Below are 21,448 nucleotides of genomic sequence, written 5' to 3'. Positions count from 1 at the left end.
GCCACCACCTCGGCACCGCCGACCACGACCGCACCGCCGGCCACCACCTCGGCACCGCCGACCACGACCGCGCCGTCGGCCACCACCTCGGCACCGCCGACCCAGACCGAGGAGGCGACCCAGACGCAGTCCGCCCCGACGCAGGTCCCGTCCGAGACGGACACTGACCCGACGGAGGCTCCGGGTGGGGCTGCCATGGGGGCCGCGCCGGCTCCCTCCCAGGACACCGAGCCCCTGGGTTAGGACCGGACCACGCACAGGACGGGCCCGGCCGTCCACGTCGCACGAGAACCCCGACCGGACGAGCCGCCCACGACCCCGTCATCCCCTCACCCTTCACGGAACAGGACCGAAGAACAGTGCCCCACCAACGGATCCTCGACAGCCGGTATGAGGTCAGTGACCTCATCGGCCGGGGCGGTATGGCGGACGTGTTCCAGGGCCGTGACCTGCGCCTGGGGCGCAGGGTCGCCGTCAAGATGATGCGTCCGGACCTCGCCCGTGACCCGCAGTTCCAGTCCCGGTTCCGCCGGGAGGCCAGGTCGTCGGCCGCGCTGAACCACCCGAACATCGTCTCGGTCTTCGACACCGGCGAGGAGCAGTACGAGGACGGCGCCCACCACGGGGTCGCCTGCCCGTTCATGGTGATGGAGTTCGTGGACGGACGGACCCTGCGCGACCTGCTGCGCCAGGAGGAGATCACGGTGGACCAGGCGGTGGCGTGGACCTCCGCCGTGCTGGCGGCCCTGGACTTCAGCCACGAGGCGGGGATCGTCCACCGGGACATCAAGCCGGCCAACGTGATGGTGACGACGTCCGGCGCCGTGAAGGTCATGGACTTCGGCATCGCCCGGGCACTGTCCGACTCGGCCGCGACCATGACGCAGACCCAGGCCGTGGTGGGCACCGCCCAGTACCTGTCACCGGAGCAGGCCCGCGGTGAGACCGTCGACTCCCGTTCCGACCTGTACTCGGCCGGGTGCCTGCTGTTCGAGCTGCTGACCGGACGGCCCCCGTTCGTGGGCGATTCCCCGGTGGCCGTGGCCTACCAGCACGTGCGCGAGGAACCGCCGGCCCCGTCCACCCTCAATCCCCAGGTCTCCCCCGCCCTCGACGCCGTGGTCGCCCGGGCCCTGGCCAAGGACCGGGAGGACCGCTTCCAGTCCGGCGAGGAGTTCCGCGCCGCCCTGGAGCGGGCTCGGACGAACCCCGGGGGCACCGGGGCGGGCGCCGTCGGACTCGCCGGAGCCGGCGCGGCCCTCGTCGGCGGGCAGGGTTCCACGGCCGGGGAGCCGGAGCGTACGGAGGCCATCGACCTGGTCCCCGGCGGGGTGACCGAGGCCATCGCCGCCGCCACACCGGCGAACGGACAGCCCACCCTGGCCATGGCCGCCGTGGGGGCCACGACGCCCGCCGCCGGCGAGCCGGTGGTGGCCGCCGCTCCCAGCGCCGTCACCCCGCCCGTCCCGCCGGTCGAGACGACGGGCCACCCGCTGGCCTTCGCGGACGAGTCCGCCGCGGGTGGCCCGCCGCGGCGCCGGCGCCGGCGCCATGTGTGGGTGCCGGTACTGGTCGTGGTCCTGGCCCTGGCCGCGATCGCGGGAGGGTGGTTCCTCATGGACGAGCTCAACCGGCGCAACGTCGAGGCCAATCAGGTGAGCGTGCCCGAGGTGGCCCGGATGACCCAGATCGAGGCCCAGAACACGCTGACCTCGGCCGAGCTGCGGCCGATCCTGGAGGAGGTCCACGACGACGAGGTCCCCCGGGACCTGGCCGTGGGCACCGAGCCGGAGGCTGGGGCGACCGTGCAGAAGAACCAGGAGGTCACCCTGCTGATCTCCATCGGCCCGGAACAGGTGAGCATCCCCGAGGACCTCGCCGGCCAGTCGGAGGCGACCGCCCGGGACACCCTCGAGGAGCTGGGACTGTCCATCTCCTCGGTGCGGTACGTCCCCTCTGCCGAGATCTCCCGGGACCGGCTGGTGGAGACCTCACCGGAACTCGGCTCGACCGTCAGGGCCGGGTCATCGGTGGAGTTGCTCATCTCCTCGGGCATGGTGCAGGTCCCCAAGGTCGTGGGCCTGACCCAGGACGAGGCACAGCAGGCCCTCGAGGACCTCGGCCTGAGCATGGAGGTCGAGACCCGGGTGACGTCCAGCTACCCGGCCGGAACGGTCATCCGCCAGGCACGGGCTGAGGGTACCGAGGTGGCCCAGGGCTCGCCGGTGGGCGTGGAGGTGGCCCGGGCCCCTGTCCCGTCGCCGTCTCCCACGCCGTCGGAGAGCGAGTCCCCGACGCCGTCCGCGTCACCCTCGGAGTCCCCGTCCGAGTCGCCGTCACCCTCACCCTCGGACTCGGACTCGGAGTCGGGGTCGCCCAGCCCCTCCGCGTCGGAGACCCCCGAGGCGGCGGGCCCGCGGCCCGGGAGCGGGGAGGACGACTCGGGCGGCCCTGGCCGCGGGAACGATGACGAGGACCGAGGGAACGGGCGCGACAACGGGCGCGGGAACGATGGCGGCAACGGCCGCGGGACCCGGGACGGCTGACGCACGATCCGGCCCGTCGGCCGCGGGCCGGTCAGCCGACCAGCGGAGACAGCGTGTCGGCCCGCGCGGCCGCCCCGGTCATGCCCAGCGACTCCAGCCAGTTGCCGAGCATGCGGTACCCGCCCTCGGTCAGCACGGACTCCGGGTGGAACTGCACGCCCCACAGGGGTGCGCTGCGGTGGGCCACGCCCATGACGATGCCCCCCTCGGTCTCCGCCGTGATCTCCAGTTCCGGCGGGATGGTGGAGCGCACGGCGGCGAGCGAGTGGTACCGGGTGGCCGTGAACGGGTCCGCGACCCCCTGGAACATCCGGTGGCCGCCGTGGCGCACCCGGGAGGTCTTGCCGTGCATCAGTTCGGCCGCGTGGCTCACGGTGGCCCCGTAGGCCTCGCAGATCGCCTGGTGGCCCAGGCAGACGCCGTAGAGGGGCACGGACCGGTCTGCGGCCCAGCGCACCATCTCGATGCTGATGCCGGCCTCTGCCGGGGTGCCGGGGCCTGGGGAGAGCAGCACCCCGTCCCGCTCGGCGGCGAGTTCCATGGCCTCGCCCGCGGTGACGGCATCGTTGCGCACCACCAGGGTGTCGGCACCGAGCTCACGCAGGTACCCCACGAGGGTGTAGACGAAGCTGTCGTAGTTGTCGACCACCAGGATGCGGGCGGTGCGGGTGGACGGTGAGGTCATTCGGTGGTGCCAATCGTCGAATCGGTGAACGGGGGCAGGAGCGCCGCGGGGTGGCTCGACCACTGCAGCCTGATTCCCGCCAGGGTCCTCGGCACGGGAGCCGGCCGCCGCCGATAGACTGGCCGGGATTGCAGTCGTCTGCAGAAGAATACGCCGTGTCCCCCCGGACCGTCCTCATGACCGATCCCGTCGAACAGGAATCCCGTGCCCGAGTCCAAGTCCCGCACCCACGGCAAGACCGTCAAGCGCCAGGCGAAGGCCGAACAGGCCGAACGCCGTGCCGCCCGCCGAGTGGCGGAGCTGGAGCCGGGGCCGCTGCCGACCTGGTACAAGGTGATCATGTTCGGTCTGATGATCATCGGGCTGCTGTGGATCGTGGTCTACTACCTCACCATGGGCCTCGCCCCGATTCCCCAGGCCGGGGGCTGGAACATCGGCATCGGCTTCGGCATCGCCGTGGTCGGCTTCATCATGACGACCCGCTGGCGCTGACCGTCCTCTCCATCGTCACGGCCTCGACGCCGGTCCCGCCGGACCGGGCCGCGTCCGTGTCCCCTCCTCAGTGTCGGGCCGCGTAAAGGTCCCGTAGCAGGCACATCTCCGCGCCGTGGTGGATCGCCTCGCGATTGATGTGCAGGACCAGCCCCAGCATGGGGTGATCCTCGAAGGGTGCCTCGGAGGCCCCCGCGGGCGCCGACAGCGCGGCCGCGTCCAGCCCGTCCACGGCAGCACACCAGTCGATCACCGCGGTCTCCAGGCGCGCCAGCGCCTCCGCCGCGGTCCCCGGGTAGTCGTAGCTGAAGTAGTCCATCCCGGGGCCGCCGAAATGGCCGGCCATCCGGACGCCGAACACGCCCACCAGTACGTGGGAGACCCGCCAGGCGATGGTGGTCACGGGCGCGGGCCTGGGCTCCGGAAACGCGAAGTCGACCACCCAGTCCCCGCCGCCGGCCTGCACGGCACCCGGATAGTCCGGCGCCGGCGTTCCCACCGGCCTGAGGCCCCAGGCTCCCGCCGCCGGCTCCCAGTGGTATTCCCGGTCGGTCATCCCGGACAGTCTCGGCCGCAGATGATTCTCCCAGTGCCAGCGGAGTTGATGGGCGAGCTGCTCGAGCGGCAGGCCTGTGGATGACGGGAGTGGTACGGTCATTCCCCGATCCTGTCCCCACACCCCCCATTGTGGAAGAACCGGGCTCTCTTCCCCAAGCTGTCCACAGCGTGTCCACACCGCCTCTGAGGCTGTTAATAACCACCCTGACCTGCGTAAACCCTCATCCCCAGGCTATCCACACCGGGAACCACACCCGTGTCATTCATCCACACTGTGGAAAACGCCTGTGGATAACTCGGAGGGCGAATCACACCGTTGTCATTCATTCCACATCGGTGGATAACTCTGTGGATACCGGCCGCCTCAGAGCAGTTGCAACAGCGTCTCGGGGGTCAGCCGGAGCGCTCCCAGGACGGCCAGCACCACGAGGACCACCACCACGCCGGCGAGCACGAGCCACTGCCGGAGAGCCGGCCCCCGGCGGCCGTCGGGCACGTACGCGAAGACCGCCGCACACGCGGCGCCCGCCAGGAGGCCACCGATGTGGCCCTGCCAGGAGATGTTCGCGCCCATGAACGAGATCGCCAGGTTCACGCCGATCAGCGCCACGATCGAGCTGACATTGCCCCCGGTGCGGCGCAGGACGATGAACAGTGCGGCGAACAGCCCGTAGACGGCCCCTGAGGCCCCGACCACCGGCACGTTCGGGGCCGAGAGCCACAGCACGGCCACGGAGCCCCCGAAGGCGGAGACCAGGTACAGGGCCAGGAACCGCGCCCACCCCAGCACGGGCTCCAGGACCCGGCCCATCATCCACAGCGTGAACAGGTTCAGCAGGATGTGCAGCGGGTTCCCCGGAGAGTGGAGGAACGCCGCGGTCAGCATCCGCCACGGTTCCATCGCGACCGCCGAGGTGAACATGCCCGCGTACCAGAACTGCTCGGTGACGCCCGTCCGCTGGCCGGAGGTGAGGAACTGCAGGACGTAGACCACGGCGCAGATCCCGATCATGGTCCAGGTGACCCACGGCTGGTCCGGGGTCCGCCAACGGGGCCGGCGGGCGGTGGCCCACCGGTCCGGTGCCGGGCCCGAGTCGCCGGGCCGGCGTCCCCCGGCCCCGGGGGCGTGCGGTGCGACACCCGGTCCCCCCACCCCCAGGCCCCGCGGGCCCGTCGTGTGGGCCGGCCCCCGGCCGGCCACGCAGTCGGCGCAGTGGATCCCGACGGCGGCCGGCCGCTGGCACTCCGGACAGGCCGGCCGGCTGCACCGCTGACAGCGGATAAAGGACGGGCGGTCCGGATGACGTGGGCACACCGGCAGCTGCCGGTGTGCCACGCCCTCCGGACCGCCCGGGGTCTGGTGGGACACTGTGGAGGCCTCAGGCTTCCTTGATCTCGATGGACTCGATGACCACGTCCTGGACCGGCTTGTCGCCGGGGCCGGTCTGCACGGCGTTGAGCTGGTCGACCACCTTGCGGGAGGCCTCGTCCTTCACCTCGCCGAAGATGGTGTGCTTGCCCTGCAGCCACGTGGTGGGCACGGAGGTGATGAAGAACTGCGAACCGTTGGTGCCCCGGCCGCCCTGGATGCCGGCGTTGGCCATGGCCAGCTTGTACGGGGTGGTGAAGTCCAGGTCCGGGTTGATCTCGTCGTCGAACTGGTAGCCGGGACCGCCGATGCCGCGGCCCAGCGGGTCGCCGCCCTGGATCATGAAGTCCTTGATGATGCGGTGGAAGATGGTGCCGTTGTACAGCGGGGTACCCACCTGCTTCTCACCGGTCTGGGGGTGGGTCCACTCCTGCTCGCCGGTGGCCAGGCCGACGAAATTGCGTACGGTCTTGGGCGCGTGGTTGCCGTAGAGCTCGACGACGATGTCGCCCGCGTTGGTCTTGATGGTGGCGATCTGGGTCGCAATAGCAGTCATGGTCGCCATTGTTCCACCTGCGGGCGGTCCGGGTCCGGTACCGCGCGGGCATGGCGGGCAGACTTCGCGCAGGGCCAAACGCGGTGGCACCGGCCCCGCCGTGCCGCGGCGGCGCCGACCCCGTAGGCTGTACCCAGGCCCGGCGCACCGGTTTGCTGCCGGCACAGCAGAGTGCATCCGCGCACGTCATGGAGGTTCAGATGAGCAAGAAGACGACTGCCCCGACCCTAGAGGACCGGATCAACTCCGGAGTGGACCAGGCCGCGCACTGGGCTGCGCCCAAGATGGAGGCTGCACTGGCCTGGGCCGAGAAGGGCCTCGGTGAGGGCAAGGTCCGCGGCAAGGCCGCGTCCCGGCAGGCCTCCGGCCGCGCCCACGACGCCCTCGACCTGCTGACACCGCAGGTGAAGGCGGGGCTGCACCAGGCCAACACGGCCCTGGCCGGCGCGGTCGGTCTCGTGACCCCGGCCGTGGACACGGCCCGGCACAAGGTGCAGGACGAGTACGTCCCGGCCGCGTCCGGACGACTCGCCGACGTCGCGGGCCACGCCTCGAAGGCGGCCCACCACGCCAAGGTCTCCCCGGCCGTGGAGAACGCCCTGATCAACCTGACCGGGGACAAGAAGGCCGTCAGGAAGCTGCGCAAGGCCGCTGAGGAGTACGCCAAGAGCGCCGAGAAGCGGTTCAAGAAGCAGGCGAAGAAGCACGGCAAGTCAGGCCACAAGGGCTGGCTGGTGGCCGGCATCGTCGTCGCCGCGGGTGCCGCCGCCGTGGCCGTGTGGCAGCTGACCAAGCCGGTCGATGATCCGTGGAAGACCCCGGCACCGGCCCCGCTGCAGAACCAGGGCGCCACCGGAGCCGACCCGGACCTGACCACCCGGGCTCCGTCCGCACCGGCCGCCACCACCACCACGGCGACGACCGCCACCGCGGCGGGCCAGGGCGACGCCACCGCTCCGGCCCCGGCCGTGGCCGCCGGCAACGCCGTGGTGGACACCGCCGAGGAGAAGGTGGACGGCGTCCCCGCCCCGAAGTCCGCCGAGTGATCCAGCGGTGGGCGCCGTCAGCCGACGGCGCCCACCGGGGCACGGACGGGGAAGGGCCCGGGAGTCCAGGACGGATTCCCGGGCCCTTCCCCGTTCCCCGGGCCGCGCGGCCCGGAACGAGGGGATCCTGGATACACGAGGGGCCCGGATCCATGGTCCATGGATCCGGGCCCCTCATCGATCTGCGAAGAGATCACACGGTGGAGGCAAGGGGACTCGAACCCCTAACCCCCTGCTTGCAAAGCAGGTGCGCTACCAATTGCGCCATGCCCCCGTGGGGTGTTCAGTTGTGGCTGCCGGGCTGGGTCTCACGTCCGGCCGCCGGGGTGTCCAGCGAATCGGTGGCGGAACTCCAGACTTCCTTGCCCCGCTCGTTCTCGCGCCAGGCACGGACTCCGAGGACGGCTGCCACGCCGGCCGCGACGGCGACGAGACGCGCTACCGGCTTCATGATGCCGCCTTCCCCGGCGTGATGCCGGTCGGGAACTGCGAGGGTGGGCGTACCAAGACTTGAACTTGGGACCTCTTCGTTATCAGCGAAGCGCTCTAACCGCCTGAGCTATACGCCCTCGTGCCCGGGAAAAACTGTCCCCGGAACGAGAATCCACAATACCCCAGCCTCGCCGCCGGTCAAAATCGGCGCCGATGCCGCACGATCGTGGCACCCGGTGACGACTCAGTCGTCGGTGAGGGTCACGCCGATGCCGCCGACCAGGGTGGACGAGATGTTGTACAACACGGCACCGAGCATGCTCAACGCCGTCAGCAGCACCACGTTGACCACGGCGATGATGGTCGCGAAGGAGGCGACCTGGCCCAGGGAGACCAGCTGCTGGACGGTGAAGTTGCCGCCCTCGGAACCCAGGACCTGGGCCAGCAGGTCGTTGACCTGGTCGAAGATGCCCGTGAGGTCCATGACGGTCCACAGCACCACGGCACCGACCACGGTGACGATGCCCAGGGCCACGGAGAGCAGGAACGCCATCTTCAGCACCGACCAGGGGTCGATCTTGGAGACGAGCAGACGGGCCTTCCGGACCTTGGCCTTGGGCGCCGGCCGCACCAGGCCCGGCTGTGCCGGTCGCTGGGCCGGGCGGCCCTGCGCCTGTGACGCCGGGCGCGCGTTCTGCGGACGCTGGGCCGGCTTCTGGGCCGGCTGGGCGGGGGTCCGCTGTTGCGTCCCCCGGCCGGTGCCCTGCGCCGGCTTGCTGCCGGTCGGGCGCTGGCCCGCTGCCCGTGGCGTTCCGGATGTGCTCACTACTGTCCTCCGTCAGTCTCCGCGCCCGGGCTCGATTCACCCGCTGCGGATTCGGTGGCTGTCATGGTCGCGTCGACGCCCTGCTCGGTGGCTGGGGGCGCCGTCTCAGAGTCCAAGGGTACTTCACCCTCGGACCCGGCCTCCGGGGCCTCACCGTCCTCCACGCCACTGAGGTACTTCTCATTGTTGAGGGTCACGGCGATGATCCGGTCGTTCTTGTCCGGCTTGGCGAAGATCACGCCCATGGTGTCACGCCCCTTGGCGGGCACCCCGGCCACGGCGGAGCGGACGACCTTGCCGGATTCCATCACCACCAGCACCTCGTCCTGTTCCTCGACCACGAGGGCACCGGTGAGGACGCCGCGGTCCTCCACGATCTTGCCGACCTTGATGCCCAGCCCGCCGCGGTTCTGCACCCGGTACTCCTCCACGGCGGTGCGCTTGGCGTAGCCCCCCTCCGTCACGGTGAACACGAAGGAGTCCTCCCGGACCACGTCGGCCGTGAGCAGCTCGTCGCCCTGGCGGAACTTCATGCCGGTGACGCCGGAGGTCGCCCGGCCCATCGGCCGCAGGGCCTCGTTCGTGGCGTTGAACCGGAGAGACTGGCCGTTGCGGGAGATGAGGATCAGGTCGTCCTCCTCCGAGACCAGCTTCGCGGAGACGACCTCGTCGCCCTCCCGCAGCCTGATGGCGATCACGCCGGCGGCACGGTTGGTGTCGTAGTCCGCCAGCAGCGTCTTCTTCACCAGGCCGTCCCGCGTGGACAGCACCAGGTACGGCGCCCGTCCGTAGTCGGTCAGCGGCATCACCTGGGCGATGCGTTCCTCGGGCTGGAAAGCCATCAGGTTGGCCACGTGCTGGCCCTTGGCGTCCCGGCCGGCCTCGAGCAGCTCGTAGGTCTTGATCCGGTACACGCGGCCGAGGTTGGTGAAGAACAGGATCCAGTGGTGCGTGGACACGGTGAAGAAGTGCTCCACCACGTCGTCCTCACGCAGCGAGGCGCCCCGCACCCCCTTGCCACCGCGGTTCTGCGCACGGTAGTTGTCCATCTTGGTGCGCTTGATGTACCCGCCCCGGGTGATGGTCACGACCATCTCCTCCTCGGGGATCAGGTCCTCGATCGACATGTCGCCGTCGTAGCCGTAGAGGATCTCGGTGCGGCGGTCGTCCCCGAACTTCTCGCCGATCTCGGCGAGCTCGGTGGAGACCACCTCGCGTTGGCGGGCCGGGGAGGCCAGGATCTCGTTGTACTCGGCGATCCGGGCCTGCAGCTCGTCGTAGTCGTCCTGGAGCTTCTGCCGTTCCAGGGCGGCCAGGGAGCGCAGCTGCATGTCCAGGATGGCCTTGGCCTGGAGGTCGTCGACCTCCAGCAGGGCCTTCAGGGCCTCGCGGGCGACGTCGGCACTCGCCGAGCGCCGGATGGTCGCGATCACCTCGTCCAGCATGTCCAGGGCCTTGAGCAGGCCCAGCAGGATGTGAGCGCGTTCCTCGGCCTTGCGCTTGCGGAAGCGGGTGCGCCGGACGATGACCTCGATCTGGTGCATCACCCAGTGGTGCACGAAACCGTCCAGGGACAGCGTGCGCGGCACCCCGTCCACGAGGGCGAGCATGTTGGCGGAGAAGTTCTCCTGCAACTGGGTGTGCTTGTAGAGGTTGTTCAGCACCACCTTGGCCACGGCGTCCCGCTTGAGCACGATGACCAGTCGCTGGCCGGTGCGCCCGGACGTCTCGTCGCGCATGTCGGCGATCCCGGTCAGCTTGCCGTCGCGGACCATCTCGGCGATCTTCGCGGCGAGGTTGTCCGGGTTGGCCATGTACGGCAGCTCGGTGACGACCAGGCAGGTGCGTCCCTGGATCTCCTCGACGTTGACGACCGCCCGCATGGCGATGGAGCCCCGGCCGGTGCGGTACGCCTCCTCGATGCCCTTGCGGCCGAGGATCTGGGCCCCGGACGGGAAGTCCGGGCCCTTGATGCGCTCCATCAGCGCGGCCAGCAGTTCCTCCCGCGAGGCCTCGGGGTTCTCCAGGTACCACTGGACACCGTCGATGACCTCGCGCATGTTGTGCGGCGGGATGTTGGTGGCCATGCCCACGGCGATGCCGGAGGAGCCGTTGACCAGCAGGTTCGGGAACCGGGCCGGCATGACCGTGGGCTCCTGCTGCTTGCCGTCGTAGTTGTCCTGGAAGTCGACGGTGTCTTCCTGGATGTCCCGGACCATCTCCAGGGCCAGCGGCGCCATCTTGGTCTCGGTGTACCGCTGGGCGGCGGCGCCGTCGTTGCCGGGAGAACCGAAGTTGCCCTGGCCCAGGGCCAGCGGGTAGCGCATCACCCAGTCCTGGATGAGGCGGACGAGGGCGTCGTAGATCGCCGAGTCACCGTGCGGGTGATAGTTGCCCATCACCTCGCCGACCACGCGAGCCGACTTGTTGAACGAGCGGTCCGGGCGGTAGCCGCCGTCGTACATCCCGTAGAGCACGCGGCGGTGCACCGGCTTGAGGCCGTCCCGCACGTCCGGCAGGGCGCGGCCGACGATGACGGCCATCGCGTAGTCGAGGTAGGACCGCTTCATCTCGGTCTGCAGGTCGACCTGTTCGACCTTGTCGATGCCGTCCAGGTTCGGGGCGATCACCGGGACGTCCCCGCCCGCCGGTGCGCCGGCGTCGGGAGTGGTGTTCTCGGGGTTCTCGGGGTTCTGCTCGTCAGTCACGCGCGGTGTCCTCGGGTCTCGTCAGTGGGGGCCGGGGCGGTCCGGGGCCGGGCTGGGCGGCTCACCGGACACGCCCGCGGGCGCCGGGTCAGGGGTCGGTCAGGACTCAGATGTCCAGGAAGCGGACGTCCTTGGCGTTCTGCTGGATGAAGGACCGGCGGGACTCCACGTCCTCGCCCATCAGCATGGAGAAGATCTCGTCCGCCGCGGCGGCATCGTCCATCGTGACCTGCAGCAGGGTACGGTGCTCCGGGTCCATGGTGGTGTCCCACAGCTCCTGGTAGTCCATCTCGCCCAGGCCCTTGTAGCGCTGGATGCCGTTGTCCTTGGGGTACCGCCAGCCCCGGGCCAGTCCGGCGGCGACCGCCTGGTCGCGCTCCTCGTCCGAGAAGACGTAGTCGTGCGGGGCGTTGGACCACTTGATCCGGTACAGCGGCGGCTGGGCCAGGAACACGAATCCGTTCTCGATCAGCGGCCGCATGTAGCGGAACAGCACCGTCAGCAGCAGCGTGGTGATGTGCTGGCCGTCCACGTCCGCATCGGCCATGAGCACGATCTTGTGGTACCGCAGCTTGGTGATGTCGAATTCCTCACCGATCCCGGTGCCGAACGCGGTGATCATGGACTGGATCTCGGCGTTGGACAGCGCGCGGTCCAGGCGGGCCCGTTCCACGTTGAGGATCTTGCCGCGCAACGGCAGGATGGCCTGGGTGGTGGGGTTGCGGCCCTGTTTCGCCGAGCCGCCGGCCGAGTCGCCCTCCACGATGTAGACCTCGCACTCGACCGGGTTCTTGGACGAGCAGTCGGCCAGCTTGCCCGGCATGCCGAAGGACTCCAGCGGCGACTTGCGCCGGGCGTTGTCCCGCGCCTTGCGGGCGGCCATCCTCGCCTGCGAGGCCAGCTGGGCCTTGCGGATGATGTCTCGGGCCGGGCCGGGGTTGCGCTCGAGCCAGTCCCCGAGCTGGTCGGAGACGATCTTCTGGATGAAGCCCTTGGCCTCGGAGTTGCCCAGCTTCGTCTTGGTCTGTCCCTCGAACTGGGGTTCGGAGAGCTTGATGGACAGCACCGCGGTCAGGCCCTCGCGGACGTCATCACCGGAGAGGTTCTCGTCCTTGGCCTTGAGCAGTTCCTTGTCCCGGGCATACCGGTTCACCAGCGAGGTCAGGGCGGCGCGGAAGCCCTCCTCGTGGGTGCCGCCCTCGTGGGTGTTGATGGTGTTCGCGTAGGTGTGCACCGACTCGGAGTAGGCGGTGGTCCACTGCATGGCCACCTCCGCGGCCATCTTGCGCTCGGTGTCCTCGGTCTCGAAGGCGATGATGTCCTCGTGCACCATCTCGACCTTCTTGTTGGCGTTGAGGTGCCCGACGTAGTCCAGCAGGCCGTGGTCGTACTTGTAGTCGACGGTGCGCTTCCTCGGCGTCTCCAGGTCGTGGCCGATCGTGGCCGCCGCCTGTGCCGGCTCCGCGTCCGCGGTGGTGTCCGGGGCGCCGTCGCCGTCCGTGTCCCCGGCGATCTCGTCCTGCTGGACCTCATTGGTCTCGATCAGGCGCTCGTCCGTCAGCGTGATGCGCAGGCCCTTGTTGAGGAAGGCCATCTGCTGGAACCGGGCGCGCAGCGTCTCGAAGTCGAAGACCACGGACTCGAAGATCTCCGGGTCCGGGTAGAACACCTGGGTGGTTCCGGTGGTCTCGGTCTCCTCACCCTTGACGAGCTCGCCCTGGGGCACGCCACCGTTCGCGAAACTCATCCGCCAGGCGTGGCCCTGGCGCCGGATCTCGGTATCCACGCGCGCGGACAGCGCGTTCACCACGGAGATGCCCACGCCGTGCAGGCCGCCGGAGACGGCGTAACCGCCACCGCCGAACTTGCCGCCGGCGTGCAGGATGGTCATGACCACCTCGACGGTGGGCTTGCCCTCGGTGGGGTGCAGGTCCACCGGGATACCGCGCCCGTTGTCCTGGACCCGGACGCCGCCGTCGGCCTGCAGGGTGACGTGGATGGTGTCGCAGTACCCGGCCAGGGCCTCGTCCACCGAGTTGTCCACGACCTCGTAGACCAGGTGGTGCAGGCCCCGGGGGCCGGTCGAACCGATGTACATGCCGGGGCGCTTGCGGACGGCCTCGAGTCCCTCGAGGACCGTGATGTCCCCGGCGCCGTACTCGTGCTCCACCTTCCGGGTGGCCTGTGTGATCTCCGAGGACATGGCCTGCGGGTCCGAAGCGGTGGCGTCCGGCGCCTGTGCCTGCGCGTCCGGTCCGGTCGCGGCGGGATCCTGCGGGGTGCCGCTCTGGTCAGTGCCGTTGTTCTCTTCGGCCACGGGCGTCTACGGCTCCTCGGTTCGGGGACTGATCTGGACGTCTCCGCGTGCTGGCCCGGGCTGGGCCCGGGTCCGGGTGGACCGGAATCGACAGGACGTCCTTCATATCCTACTGCAGAAGGCCCCTCACCGGGGCCATCCGTGGGTGCGCCGGAGGCAGAACATGCCCCCAGACGCGCGGAACCGGCCTTCCGGTCCCCCCGGAATCCCGTCTCCCGGTCCCGGTCCGCCGTCCGGGTGATGAGAGCGTCAGATCGCCGTCCACGGGTTCTACCCGTAGGTGTCCCTCGGACCCCGCCCCCGCACCACCCGGGGGCCCTTGCGCCAGGACGGTGCGGCCGGGCCGGAGACCTTGAGACTGGTCACGATCCCCGGGCCCAGCGCCTGCTCGAAACGTTGCAGCAGTGCCGGGGTGAGGAGTTTGAGCTGGGTGGCCCAGGCCGTGGAGTCGCAACGGACGGCCACGACCTCGTTCTCGAAGCTCTCCGGCCGGCAGTGCAGCGCGATGTCCGCCCCCACGAGCTCGTCCCAGCGGGACAGCACGGACCCGACGGCGACGGGTGACGTCCATCCCCGGTCCGTCACCAGCCGGCCGAACACGTCCCCTAGCATGCGCGGGTCCCGGGCGTCCGGGGCCGGGGCCCGGCGTCGGCCCCCCTGGCCTGCGCCACCCGGACCGCCGGCTCCCGGTGCGGCAGCGGCCCCCGTCCTGCCGGTGCCGGGGGTACGACGGCGGATCTCACCCCGGGCGGCAGCGGCCTGGCGCACCCGGTTGAGGGCGACCAGGGCGGCGTCCGGTTCCTCGACCGGTGGTGCGGGAGGATCCTCGCCGGTTGCCCCGGATGCCCCGCGTGCCGGCCTGGCCCCCCGCTCCGCGGGCGGGCCCACCGGATCGCTCACGGCGTCGCCTCCGCATCCAGCATGCTGCCCTCCTCGCCCAGGCTCACGCCGATCCGTGGTCCGGCCAGCTCATCGGGGATGTCCCCGGCCACCGCCGCCGTCACGAGCAGCTGCTCTGCATCGGCGGTCAGGGCGGCCAGCCGGGCCCGGCGTCCCTCGTCGAGCTCGGCGAAGACGTCGTCCAGGATGAGCACGGGCCGGGCGTCGGGGTCCGGGTCGTCCGCGATCAGCACCCGGTAGCTGGCCAGTTTCAGGCCCAGGGCCATCGACCAGGTCTCCCCGTGGGAGGCGAAGCCCTTGGCCGGAGCCGGTCCCAGGGTCAGGGCGAGGTCGTCCCGATGGGGGCCGACGAGGGTGACCCCGCGGTCCCGCTCCTGCTTCCGGTGGGACTCGAGTTCGGTCAGCAGTGCCTCGTAGAGCTCCTGCTCACCGGGAACGGTCCCGTGCTGGCCACCGGCCAGCGGGACCGTCGACTCGTAGGTGAACCCCGCCGCCTTCCGCCCCTGCGCGAGGGCCGCGTAGGACTCGGTCAACGGCACGGCGAGCATCTGCAGGACATGGAGCCGGCCGTTGAGCACCCGGGCGCCGGCACGGGAGAGGTGCTCGTCCCAGACGGCCAGGGTGTGGTCGTGCTCCTCGGACCAGGTCCGGGAGACCTTGGCGTTCTTCAGCAGGGCGTTGCGCTGGCGCAGGACCCGGTCGTAGTCACTGCGGGCGTCTCCGAGGGCGGGACGGAGCTGGACCACCAGGTCGTCGAGGAACCGCCGGCGCACCGTGGGATCACCGTTGACCAGGGACAGGTCCTCCGGGGCGAAGAGGACGGAGCGCAGCAGTCCCAGTGCCTCCCGCGCCCGCTGCGGCGCCCCACGGTTGATGGCCGCCCGGTTCGACCTGCCCGGGTTGATCTCGATCTCGACGGCGACCGCCCGGTCACCGCGGTGGACCCGGCCGCGGATGATGGCCTGGGTGGCACCGAAGCGGACCAGGGGGGCGTCGTGGGAGACCCGGTGCGATTCCTGGGTGGCCAGGTACCCGATGGCCTCGACGACGTTGGTCTTGCCCACTCCGTTCGACCCGACGAGGACGTTGGGACCCGGCGCCAGGTCGAGCTCGGCCCGGTGGTATGACCGGTAGTCGGTGAGGGAGAGGTGGGACAGATGCACGAAGCTTGCGGCCTGCTTTTCGTCAGTGGGTCAGGCGAACCGGCATGACCAGGTACCGGTAGTCGTCCTGTTCCGGTGCATCCGGCTCCTGCTGGGCCGTCATCAGGGCCGGCTTCGGAGCGGTGGTGAAGGAGAACCGCACGTAGGGGGCGTCGATGACGTTCAGTCCCTCGCCCAGGTAGGAGGGGTTGAAGGCGACGGTGATCTCATCGCCCTCGAGGGCCGCGTCCAGCGACTCGTTGGCGGAGGCGTCGTTGCCGGTACCGGCGTCCAGGGCCACCTGGCCGTCGGTGAACACCATCCGCACGGCGGTGTTCCGCTCGGCGACGAGCTTCACGCGGTTCACGGCCTCGACCAGTGGGCCGGTCGCCACCACGGCGTGGATCGGGCTCGATTCCGGGAACAGGGCCCGGATCTTGGGGTACTCCCCGTCTACCAGCACGCTCGTGGTGCGGCGGCCGCCGGAGGAGAAGCCGACGAGGTCCGAGGTGGAGGACTCCTTCGGCAGGCGGAGCTCCAGGTCTCCGCCACCGGCCAGGGACTTGGCGACCTCGGTCAGTGTCCGGGACTTCACCAGCAACGAGGTGGAGATCGAGGGGTCGGCCGGGGACCAGGTGAGTTCCTTGAGCGCCAGGCGGTAACGGTCCGTGGCCAGGAACGTGATCCGGTCGCCCTCGATCTCGAGCTTCACGGCGGTGAGGATGGGCAGGGTGTCGTCCCTCGAGGCGGCGACGGTGACCTGCGCGACGGCGTGGGCGAAGGCGGTGCCGTCCACCGTGCCCGCCGACTCGGGGAGCTCGGGGAGGGCGGGGTACTCCTCGACGGGCATGGTGGCCAGGTCGAACCGCGAGTTCCTGCACGTCACGATGACCTTGGAGCCCTCGGTCTCGACGGTGACGGGCGCGGCCGGAAGCGATCGGACGATGTCATTGAGCAGGCGCCCGGAGACGAGGATCTTGCCGGGCGTCTCGATGTCCGCCTCGATCTCCAGCTGCGCCGAGGTCTCGTAGTCGAAGCTGGCGATGGAGACAAGACCGTCCTCGGCGGTGATGAGCAGTCCTGACAGGACCGGCACCGGGGGGCGGGGCGACAGGGATCGGGCGGTCCAGGACACGGCGTCCGTCAGGATGTCCCGCTCAACGGTGAACTTCACAGAAGTATCCGCCTTTCTCGCAGACGGCAGGTCTTGTCGTTCGGATCCACCGGGACGTCCACCCGCCTGGAGCCCCTCGTACACACCGATGACCGGGTGCCGTGTCAGCTTACCGTGACTCGCCGGTGCCGCGAATGACACAAAAATCGCCGGTGATGTGATTCAGGGGGCCGTGACCGGGTGGACGAGGGCGGCGGTCCGGTCGGGGCGGAGGCGCAGCGTTAATGTTCTTGGGATTTTTCTATTAACAGGGATTAGTAGTGTTAATAAGTGCTGTGGAAACTGTGGATAACCCATCTGGAGGGCCCCGGGCCGCGGAAGGGCCTGTGGATGTCCCGGTGGATCCTCTCCGGCCGTCCTGTGAGCCCATTGTGCACAACTTCGGCGGCGAAATCCGTGAATTCACAGGGGACCCCCCGGTTATCCAGAAGCTGACCCCGGTGCTCCACTTAAGCATCCACAGGTTTATCCACAGCTGTGGGTTGGTCTACGAAATACCGGGCCTGCGCCTGTGGAAAGTTGTGGATAACTGTGGACAAGCACGGTGTAAAGCCGCCATCGGCCCGGATCGTCCTGTGGACCGACCTTGTAGTTAAGGGTGAAGGTCGATCGCTTTACCGCGGTCAGCGACGGCCGACGGCGGTAAAGCTCGATCAGCGTGAGCGCTGCTGCTGCTTGATCCGGTTCGTCAGTTCGGTGACCTGGTTGTAGATGGTCCGCCGTTCCGCCATGAGTTCGCGGATCTTCCGATCAGCGTGGATGACGGTGGTGTGGTCACGACCGCCCAACTCCTGGCCGATCTTGGGCAGGGACATCTCGGTGAGCTCTCGCAGCAGGTACATCGCGATCTGCCGGGCCGTGACCAGGGTCCGGGTCCTGGACTTCGAGACCAGCTCGTCCATCGTCAGGTTGAAGTAGGCCGCCGTCTCGTTGATGATCGTCGGCGCCGTGATCTCGTGGGCATCCTCGTCCGTGATCAGGTCCCTGAGCACCTGCTCGGCCAGCTGGATGCCCACGGGCTGCTTGTTGAGCGAGGCGAAGGCGGTGACGCGGATCAGCGCCCCCTCCAGCTCACGGATGTTCGTGGAGATGTTGGACGCGATGTACTCGAGGACCTCGGGCGGAGCGGTCAGTCCCTCGGCCTCGGCCTTCTTGCGCAGGATGGCGATGCGCGTCTCGAGGTCCGGCGGCTGGATGTCCGTGATCAGCCCCCACTCGAAGCGGGAGCGCAGCCGGTCCTCGAAGCCGGAGAGCTGCTTGGGGGGCAGGTCGGAGGTGATCACGACCTGCTTGTTGTTGTTGTAGAGCGTGTTGAAGGTGTGGAAGAACTCCTCGACGGTGGCTTCCTTGTCCGCCAGGAACTGGATGTCGTCGATGAGCAGGATGTCCACGTTGCGGTACACCTGCTTGAAGCTGGCGCCCTCGTCGTGGCGGATGGAGTTGATGAAGTCGTTGGTGAACTCCTCGGAGTTCACGTAGCGCACCCGCAGCCCCGGGTACAGGTGCCGCGCGTAGTGCCCGATGGCATGGAGCAGGTGCGTCTTGCCCAGGCCGGACTCACCGTAGATGAACAACGGGTTGTACGCCTTGGCAGGGGCCTCGGCGACGGCGTTGGCCGCGGCGTGCGCGAACCGGTTCGAGGAACCGATCACGAAGGTCTCGAAGTGGTACCGCGGATTCAGCCGGCTCGTCTCGTCGGAGGTCGACGGCGGCGCCGGGGCGGGCGCCGGCGGCATCGACCGCACCGGTGAACCCGCCGAGCGGGCCAGGGGGATCTCCGGGACCGGTGCGGCCTGGGCCGGCCTCGGGGACTCGGACTCCAGGGGGGCGGTGAGCGTGGAATCGATCGAGTACGCGCAGAGGATCTCGGTGCGGAACACGTCCTGCAGCGCGGCCGCGAGGGAGTCCTTCAGCTGGGTCTGCAGCACCTCGCGGGTGAGCTCGTTCGGCACGGCCAGCAGCAGCGTATTGCCGATCAGCCCCTGTGCCTGGGCCAGTCCGATGTGCCCGCGCTGCCGGGGAGAGACCCTGTCGTCCTCCTCCAGGGTACGGACCACCTTGCGCCACGAGCTGCTGACAGCCTCATCTGCGACCATGGGGTGTGGGGGTCCTTCCTGACGGGGTAGGCCTCGAGTCTACCGGTAATCCACAGGGTTATTCACAGGGGGTGGATAACCCTGTGGATGAACGCGGTTCCCCTCCCGGAATGACGCGGCAGGGGATGTGGACCCACTGCAACGGGCCCGGGAGTGTCGACGGCCGGTGGCGCGTGCTGCTCCGTGAGGGCCCCGGGGACATCGAGGGGAGAGCCGAGGGGCACCGGAGGGGACGGCGCAGGAACGGCGCAGGAAGGGTGCGTGGGCCCCGGCGGACCCGAGGGCAATTTGACCTTGGCTCGTGGGCCTCCGTAAACTTGGTTGGTCCCCGTGGGGCTGATTGCGCATGCGCAGAACCGTCCAGGTGTTCCTGGTCCGGTCGCGGAGCGCCGACAGCCGGCGGACACCGGTCCGGGCCCAGCCCATACGGTCCGGAGTCCCGTACGGGGAAGTCCTAGTCAGAGCGTCTACCGGTTCTTCCCCCAGGTACAACGGGTCCGGGCGCATACACACGTTGTGGAGAATTCAAAGTGAGCAAGCGGACTTTTCAGCCGAATAACCGCCGCCGTGCCAAGAAGCACGGTTTCCGCGCCCGGATGCGCACCCGCGCCGGCCGCGCCATCCTGGCGACCCGCCGTTCCAAGGGCCGCACCGAACTGTCCGCCTGACCCAGCCTGAGGCTGGCCAGTAGAGCGGACACGACGGCGTGCTGCCCCGCGACAGACGGGTACGCACCCCCGCGGACTTCTCCCAGACACTGCGTTCCGGCGCCCGGGCAGGGCGTCGGAACGTTGTCGTGTCCGCCTACCCCCAGGATCCCGACGCCGGCCCCCTCAGGGCCGGTTTCGTCGTCTCCAAGGCGGTCGGGAACGCGGTGACCCGCAACCGGGTCAAGCGCCGGCTCCGGGCCGCGGTCGCGGAGCAGTTCAACGGCCCCCTCAGGGGGCACCCGGGCGCCACGATCGTCGTGCGCGCCCTGCCGCCGTCGGGCGAGGCGGACTGGGACAGCCTGAAGAAGGACCTGGACTCCGCCCTGTCCTCCGCACTGCGCAAGGCCGAGGGCCGACGCCGGACCGCGGTGACCTCGCCGTGACCGACCAGTCCCCCTTCACGACCCTGCCGGGATCCACCGTCTGGGGACCGCTGCGCGCCCTGCCGTCGATGCTGCTCGGCTGGCTGCTGATGGCCTACCGCGCGGTGATCTCGCCGACCTACGGCCAGGTGTGCCGCTACTTCCCGTCCTGCTCGGCCTATGCGCTGGAGGCGGTGCACGTCCACGGAGCGACGCGCGGCGCGTGGCTCTCGGCCCGCCGGCTGGCCCGGTGCCACCCGTGGTCCAGCGGCGGGGTCGACGCCGTCCCGCCCGGTCGCAGGATTTGGCCACCGGGACACAGACCCAAGATCATTGACCTGAACCATCCCGTCATTCCGCCGGATCCGCCGGAGGAGCAGTAGGAGACCATGGACTTCTTCGCAATCATTCTCTGGCCCTTCAAGTGGGTGATGTCCTGGATCCTCGGTGCTTTCCACACCGTCCTGGACTGGCTCGGCATGGACCCCAACAGCGGTCTCACCTGGACGCTGTCGATCATCCTGCTGGTGATCCTCGTCCGCACCCTGCTGATCCCGCTGTTCGTCAAGCAGATCAAGTCGCAGCGTGCCATGCAGGCCATGCAGCCCGAGATCCAGAAGCTGCAGGCCAAGTACAAGGGCAAGACCGATCAGCTCTCCCGTCAGGCCATGGCGATGGAGCAGCAGGCCCTGTTCAAGGAGCACGGCACCAGTCCGTTCGCGGCGTGCCTGCCGATGCTCGTGCAGATGCCGTTCTTCTTCGCGCTGTTCCAGATCCTCTCCGGGGCCGGGGCGGCTGCCGAACGGGGCGAGGGCGAGGCCGCCCTGAGCGCGGACCAGATCCGGTCCTTCGGCGATGCCATCTTCCTCGGCGCGCCCATGCAGTCCACGTTCCTGGGCTCGCTGGGCGAGAACCTGAACGTGGCCGTCATCATCGTCTCGCTCGTCATGATCATCCTCATGACGGCCTCGCAGTTCTACATGCAGAAGATGCTGATGAGCAAGAACATGTCCGAGGCGGCGATGACCGGGCCGTTCGCCCAGTCGCAGAAGTTCATGCTCTACATCCTCCCGCTGGTGTTCGGCATCGGTGGCATCAACTTCCCCATCGGCGTGCTGATCTACTGGACGGCCACCAACTTCTGGGCCGTGGGGCAGCAGATGTGGATCATCCGCAACAACCCGACCCCCGGTTCGCTGGCCGAGCGCGAGCTCAATGAGCGACGCGCGGCCAAGGGACTGCCGCCCGTGGGCAAGGCCGCCCAGGAGGCGGCGGCGAAGGCCGAGGCGGAGGCTGCCCGGGTGCAGCAGGCCGGCCAGCGCCAGCAGCCCAAGCGGCAGACCAAGAAGAGGAGAAAGTGATGACCGACGTGTCAGCATCGCCCCACGGGGACGTCCCGGAGACCACGGACTCCGTGGAGGTCGCCGGCGAGTCGGTCGACCGTGCCGTGGTCGACGCCGTCGGCCAGCCTGCGGACACCACGGTCGACGAGGCCGCGGCTGACTCCGTCGAGGGCTCCGAGGGCTCCG

Annotated in this window: 20 protein-coding genes and 2 tRNA genes; 7 read left to right on the top strand and 15 right to left on the bottom strand. The window is 69.5% G+C overall.

The window, feature by feature from the left end:
- On the bottom strand, nucleotides 1-197 hold a 197-nt coding region (locus PLJ28_RS00905), incomplete at its 3' end, for a hypothetical protein (RefSeq protein ID WP_324589828.1).
- A gap of 162 nt (nucleotides 198-359) precedes the next feature.
- On the opposite strand from PLJ28_RS00905, the gene pknB reads away from it, so the two are divergent.
- The gene (pknB, locus tag PLJ28_RS00900) at nucleotides 360-2,546 is read left to right on the top strand and encodes a Stk1 family PASTA domain-containing Ser/Thr kinase (protein WP_324589827.1); all 2,187 of its coding nucleotides are present in this window, start codon (nucleotides 360-362) and stop codon (nucleotides 2,544-2,546) included.
- A gap of 31 nt (nucleotides 2,547-2,577) precedes the next feature.
- Here the strand turns inward: pknB and PLJ28_RS00895 are convergent, their stop codons facing one another.
- Nucleotides 2,578-3,231: an anthranilate synthase component II gene (locus PLJ28_RS00895; protein ID WP_298044081.1), complete on the bottom strand. Its 654-nt coding sequence runs from the start codon at nucleotides 3,229-3,231 to the stop codon at nucleotides 2,578-2,580.
- A 204-nt stretch (nucleotides 3,232-3,435) separates the two neighbouring features.
- On the opposite strand from PLJ28_RS00895, the gene PLJ28_RS00890 reads away from it, so the two are divergent.
- The gene (locus PLJ28_RS00890) at nucleotides 3,436-3,723 is read left to right on the top strand and encodes a cell division protein CrgA (protein ID WP_298044079.1); all 288 of its coding nucleotides are present in this window, start codon (nucleotides 3,436-3,438) and stop codon (nucleotides 3,721-3,723) included.
- Nucleotides 3,724-3,790: 67 nt separating this feature from the next.
- On the opposite strand, the gene PLJ28_RS00885 is transcribed toward PLJ28_RS00890, so the two are convergent.
- From PLJ28_RS00885 to PLJ28_RS00875, 3 genes are all read right to left on the bottom strand, one after another.
- Complete coding sequence (locus PLJ28_RS00885; RefSeq protein WP_298044078.1) at nucleotides 3,791-4,381, bottom strand: DinB family protein; 591 nt, start codon at nucleotides 4,379-4,381, stop codon at nucleotides 3,791-3,793.
- 264 nt (nucleotides 4,382-4,645) lie between these two features.
- Complete coding sequence (locus tag PLJ28_RS00880) at nucleotides 4,646-5,293, bottom strand: rhomboid family intramembrane serine protease (RefSeq protein WP_502876469.1); 648 nt, start codon at nucleotides 5,291-5,293, stop codon at nucleotides 4,646-4,648.
- A gap of 367 nt (nucleotides 5,294-5,660) precedes the next feature.
- Nucleotides 5,661-6,206 (bottom strand): peptidylprolyl isomerase, encoded by a 546-nt coding sequence (locus PLJ28_RS00875; protein ID WP_298044076.1) that lies wholly within the window; start codon nucleotides 6,204-6,206, stop codon nucleotides 5,661-5,663.
- A 200-nt stretch (nucleotides 6,207-6,406) separates the two neighbouring features.
- On the opposite strand from PLJ28_RS00875, the gene PLJ28_RS00870 reads away from it, so the two are divergent.
- Nucleotides 6,407-7,252: a hypothetical protein gene (locus PLJ28_RS00870; protein WP_298044074.1), complete on the top strand. Its 846-nt coding sequence runs from the start codon at nucleotides 6,407-6,409 to the stop codon at nucleotides 7,250-7,252.
- 201 nt (nucleotides 7,253-7,453) lie between these two features.
- On the opposite strand, the gene PLJ28_RS00865 is transcribed toward PLJ28_RS00870, so the two are convergent.
- The 10 genes from PLJ28_RS00865 to dnaA all read right to left on the bottom strand — a co-directional run bounded on the left by PLJ28_RS00865 (nucleotide 7,454) and on the right by dnaA (nucleotide 18,847).
- Nucleotides 7,454-7,526: transfer RNA gene (locus PLJ28_RS00865), tRNA-Ala, on the bottom strand.
- A gap of 9 nt (nucleotides 7,527-7,535) precedes the next feature.
- Entirely contained in the window at nucleotides 7,536-7,703 is a 168-nt protein-coding gene (locus PLJ28_RS00860) for a hypothetical protein (protein WP_298044073.1), read from the bottom strand.
- A gap of 44 nt (nucleotides 7,704-7,747) precedes the next feature.
- A tRNA-Ile gene (locus tag PLJ28_RS00855) sits at nucleotides 7,748-7,821 on the bottom strand.
- A 107-nt stretch (nucleotides 7,822-7,928) separates the two neighbouring features.
- On the bottom strand, nucleotides 7,929-8,510 hold the full coding sequence (locus PLJ28_RS00850; RefSeq protein WP_298044072.1) for a DUF3566 domain-containing protein: 582 nt from the start codon (nucleotides 8,508-8,510) through the stop codon (nucleotides 7,929-7,931).
- Entirely contained in the window at nucleotides 8,510-11,218 is a 2,709-nt protein-coding gene (gene gyrA, locus PLJ28_RS00845) for a DNA gyrase subunit A (protein ID WP_502876468.1), read from the bottom strand. The genes PLJ28_RS00850 and gyrA overlap by 1 nt, the downstream gene beginning before the upstream one ends.
- Before the next feature lie 106 nt (nucleotides 11,219-11,324).
- Nucleotides 11,325-13,421 (bottom strand): DNA topoisomerase (ATP-hydrolyzing) subunit B, encoded by a 2,097-nt coding sequence (gene gyrB, locus PLJ28_RS00840; RefSeq protein WP_324589839.1) that lies wholly within the window; start codon nucleotides 13,419-13,421, stop codon nucleotides 11,325-11,327.
- A gap of 384 nt (nucleotides 13,422-13,805) precedes the next feature.
- On the bottom strand, nucleotides 13,806-14,321 hold the full coding sequence (locus tag PLJ28_RS00835) for a DciA family protein (RefSeq protein WP_298044087.1): 516 nt from the start codon (nucleotides 14,319-14,321) through the stop codon (nucleotides 13,806-13,808).
- Between the two features lie 110 nt (nucleotides 14,322-14,431).
- Nucleotides 14,432-15,598 (bottom strand): DNA replication/repair protein RecF, encoded by a 1,167-nt coding sequence (recF, locus tag PLJ28_RS00830; protein WP_298044071.1) that lies wholly within the window; start codon nucleotides 15,596-15,598, stop codon nucleotides 14,432-14,434.
- 22 nt (nucleotides 15,599-15,620) lie between these two features.
- Nucleotides 15,621-16,751: a DNA polymerase III subunit beta gene (dnaN, locus tag PLJ28_RS00825; RefSeq protein ID WP_298044070.1), complete on the bottom strand. Its 1,131-nt coding sequence runs from the start codon at nucleotides 16,749-16,751 to the stop codon at nucleotides 15,621-15,623.
- Nucleotides 16,752-17,404: 653 nt separating this feature from the next.
- Nucleotides 17,405-18,847: a chromosomal replication initiator protein DnaA gene (gene dnaA, locus PLJ28_RS00820; RefSeq protein ID WP_324589826.1), complete on the bottom strand. Its 1,443-nt coding sequence runs from the start codon at nucleotides 18,845-18,847 to the stop codon at nucleotides 17,405-17,407.
- 530 nt (nucleotides 18,848-19,377) lie between these two features.
- On the opposite strand from dnaA, the gene rpmH reads away from it, so the two are divergent.
- From rpmH to yidC, 4 genes are read left to right on the top strand one after another with little or no spacing between them, the layout of a single operon-like run.
- On the top strand, nucleotides 19,378-19,515 hold the full coding sequence (rpmH, locus tag PLJ28_RS00815; RefSeq protein ID WP_029139256.1) for a 50S ribosomal protein L34: 138 nt from the start codon (nucleotides 19,378-19,380) through the stop codon (nucleotides 19,513-19,515).
- 38 nt (nucleotides 19,516-19,553) lie between these two features.
- Nucleotides 19,554-19,940, top strand: a complete 387-nt coding sequence (gene rnpA / locus PLJ28_RS00810) for a ribonuclease P protein component (RefSeq protein ID WP_298044065.1) — start codon at nucleotides 19,554-19,556, stop codon at nucleotides 19,938-19,940.
- Nucleotides 19,937-20,302 carry a membrane protein insertion efficiency factor YidD gene (gene yidD, locus PLJ28_RS00805; RefSeq protein WP_324589825.1) on the top strand — a complete coding sequence of 122 codons (366 nt, stop codon included), beginning with the start codon at nucleotides 19,937-19,939 and terminating at the stop codon, nucleotides 20,300-20,302. Before rnpA ends, yidD begins: the two co-directional genes overlap by 4 nt.
- Before the next feature lie 6 nt (nucleotides 20,303-20,308).
- A complete protein-coding gene (gene yidC, locus PLJ28_RS00800; RefSeq protein WP_298044064.1) occupies nucleotides 20,309-21,280 on the top strand; it encodes a membrane protein insertase YidC in 972 nt (323 codons plus the stop codon).
- Nucleotides 21,281-21,448 lie beyond the last annotated feature (168 nt).

The sequence above is a fragment of the Citricoccus sp. genome, assembly GCF_035445025.1.
Lineage (GTDB): Bacteria > Actinomycetota > Actinomycetes > Actinomycetales > Micrococcaceae > Citricoccus.
The sequence above is the reverse complement of the archived record's forward strand: the minus strand, read 5'-3'. Positions and strand labels throughout refer to the sequence as shown.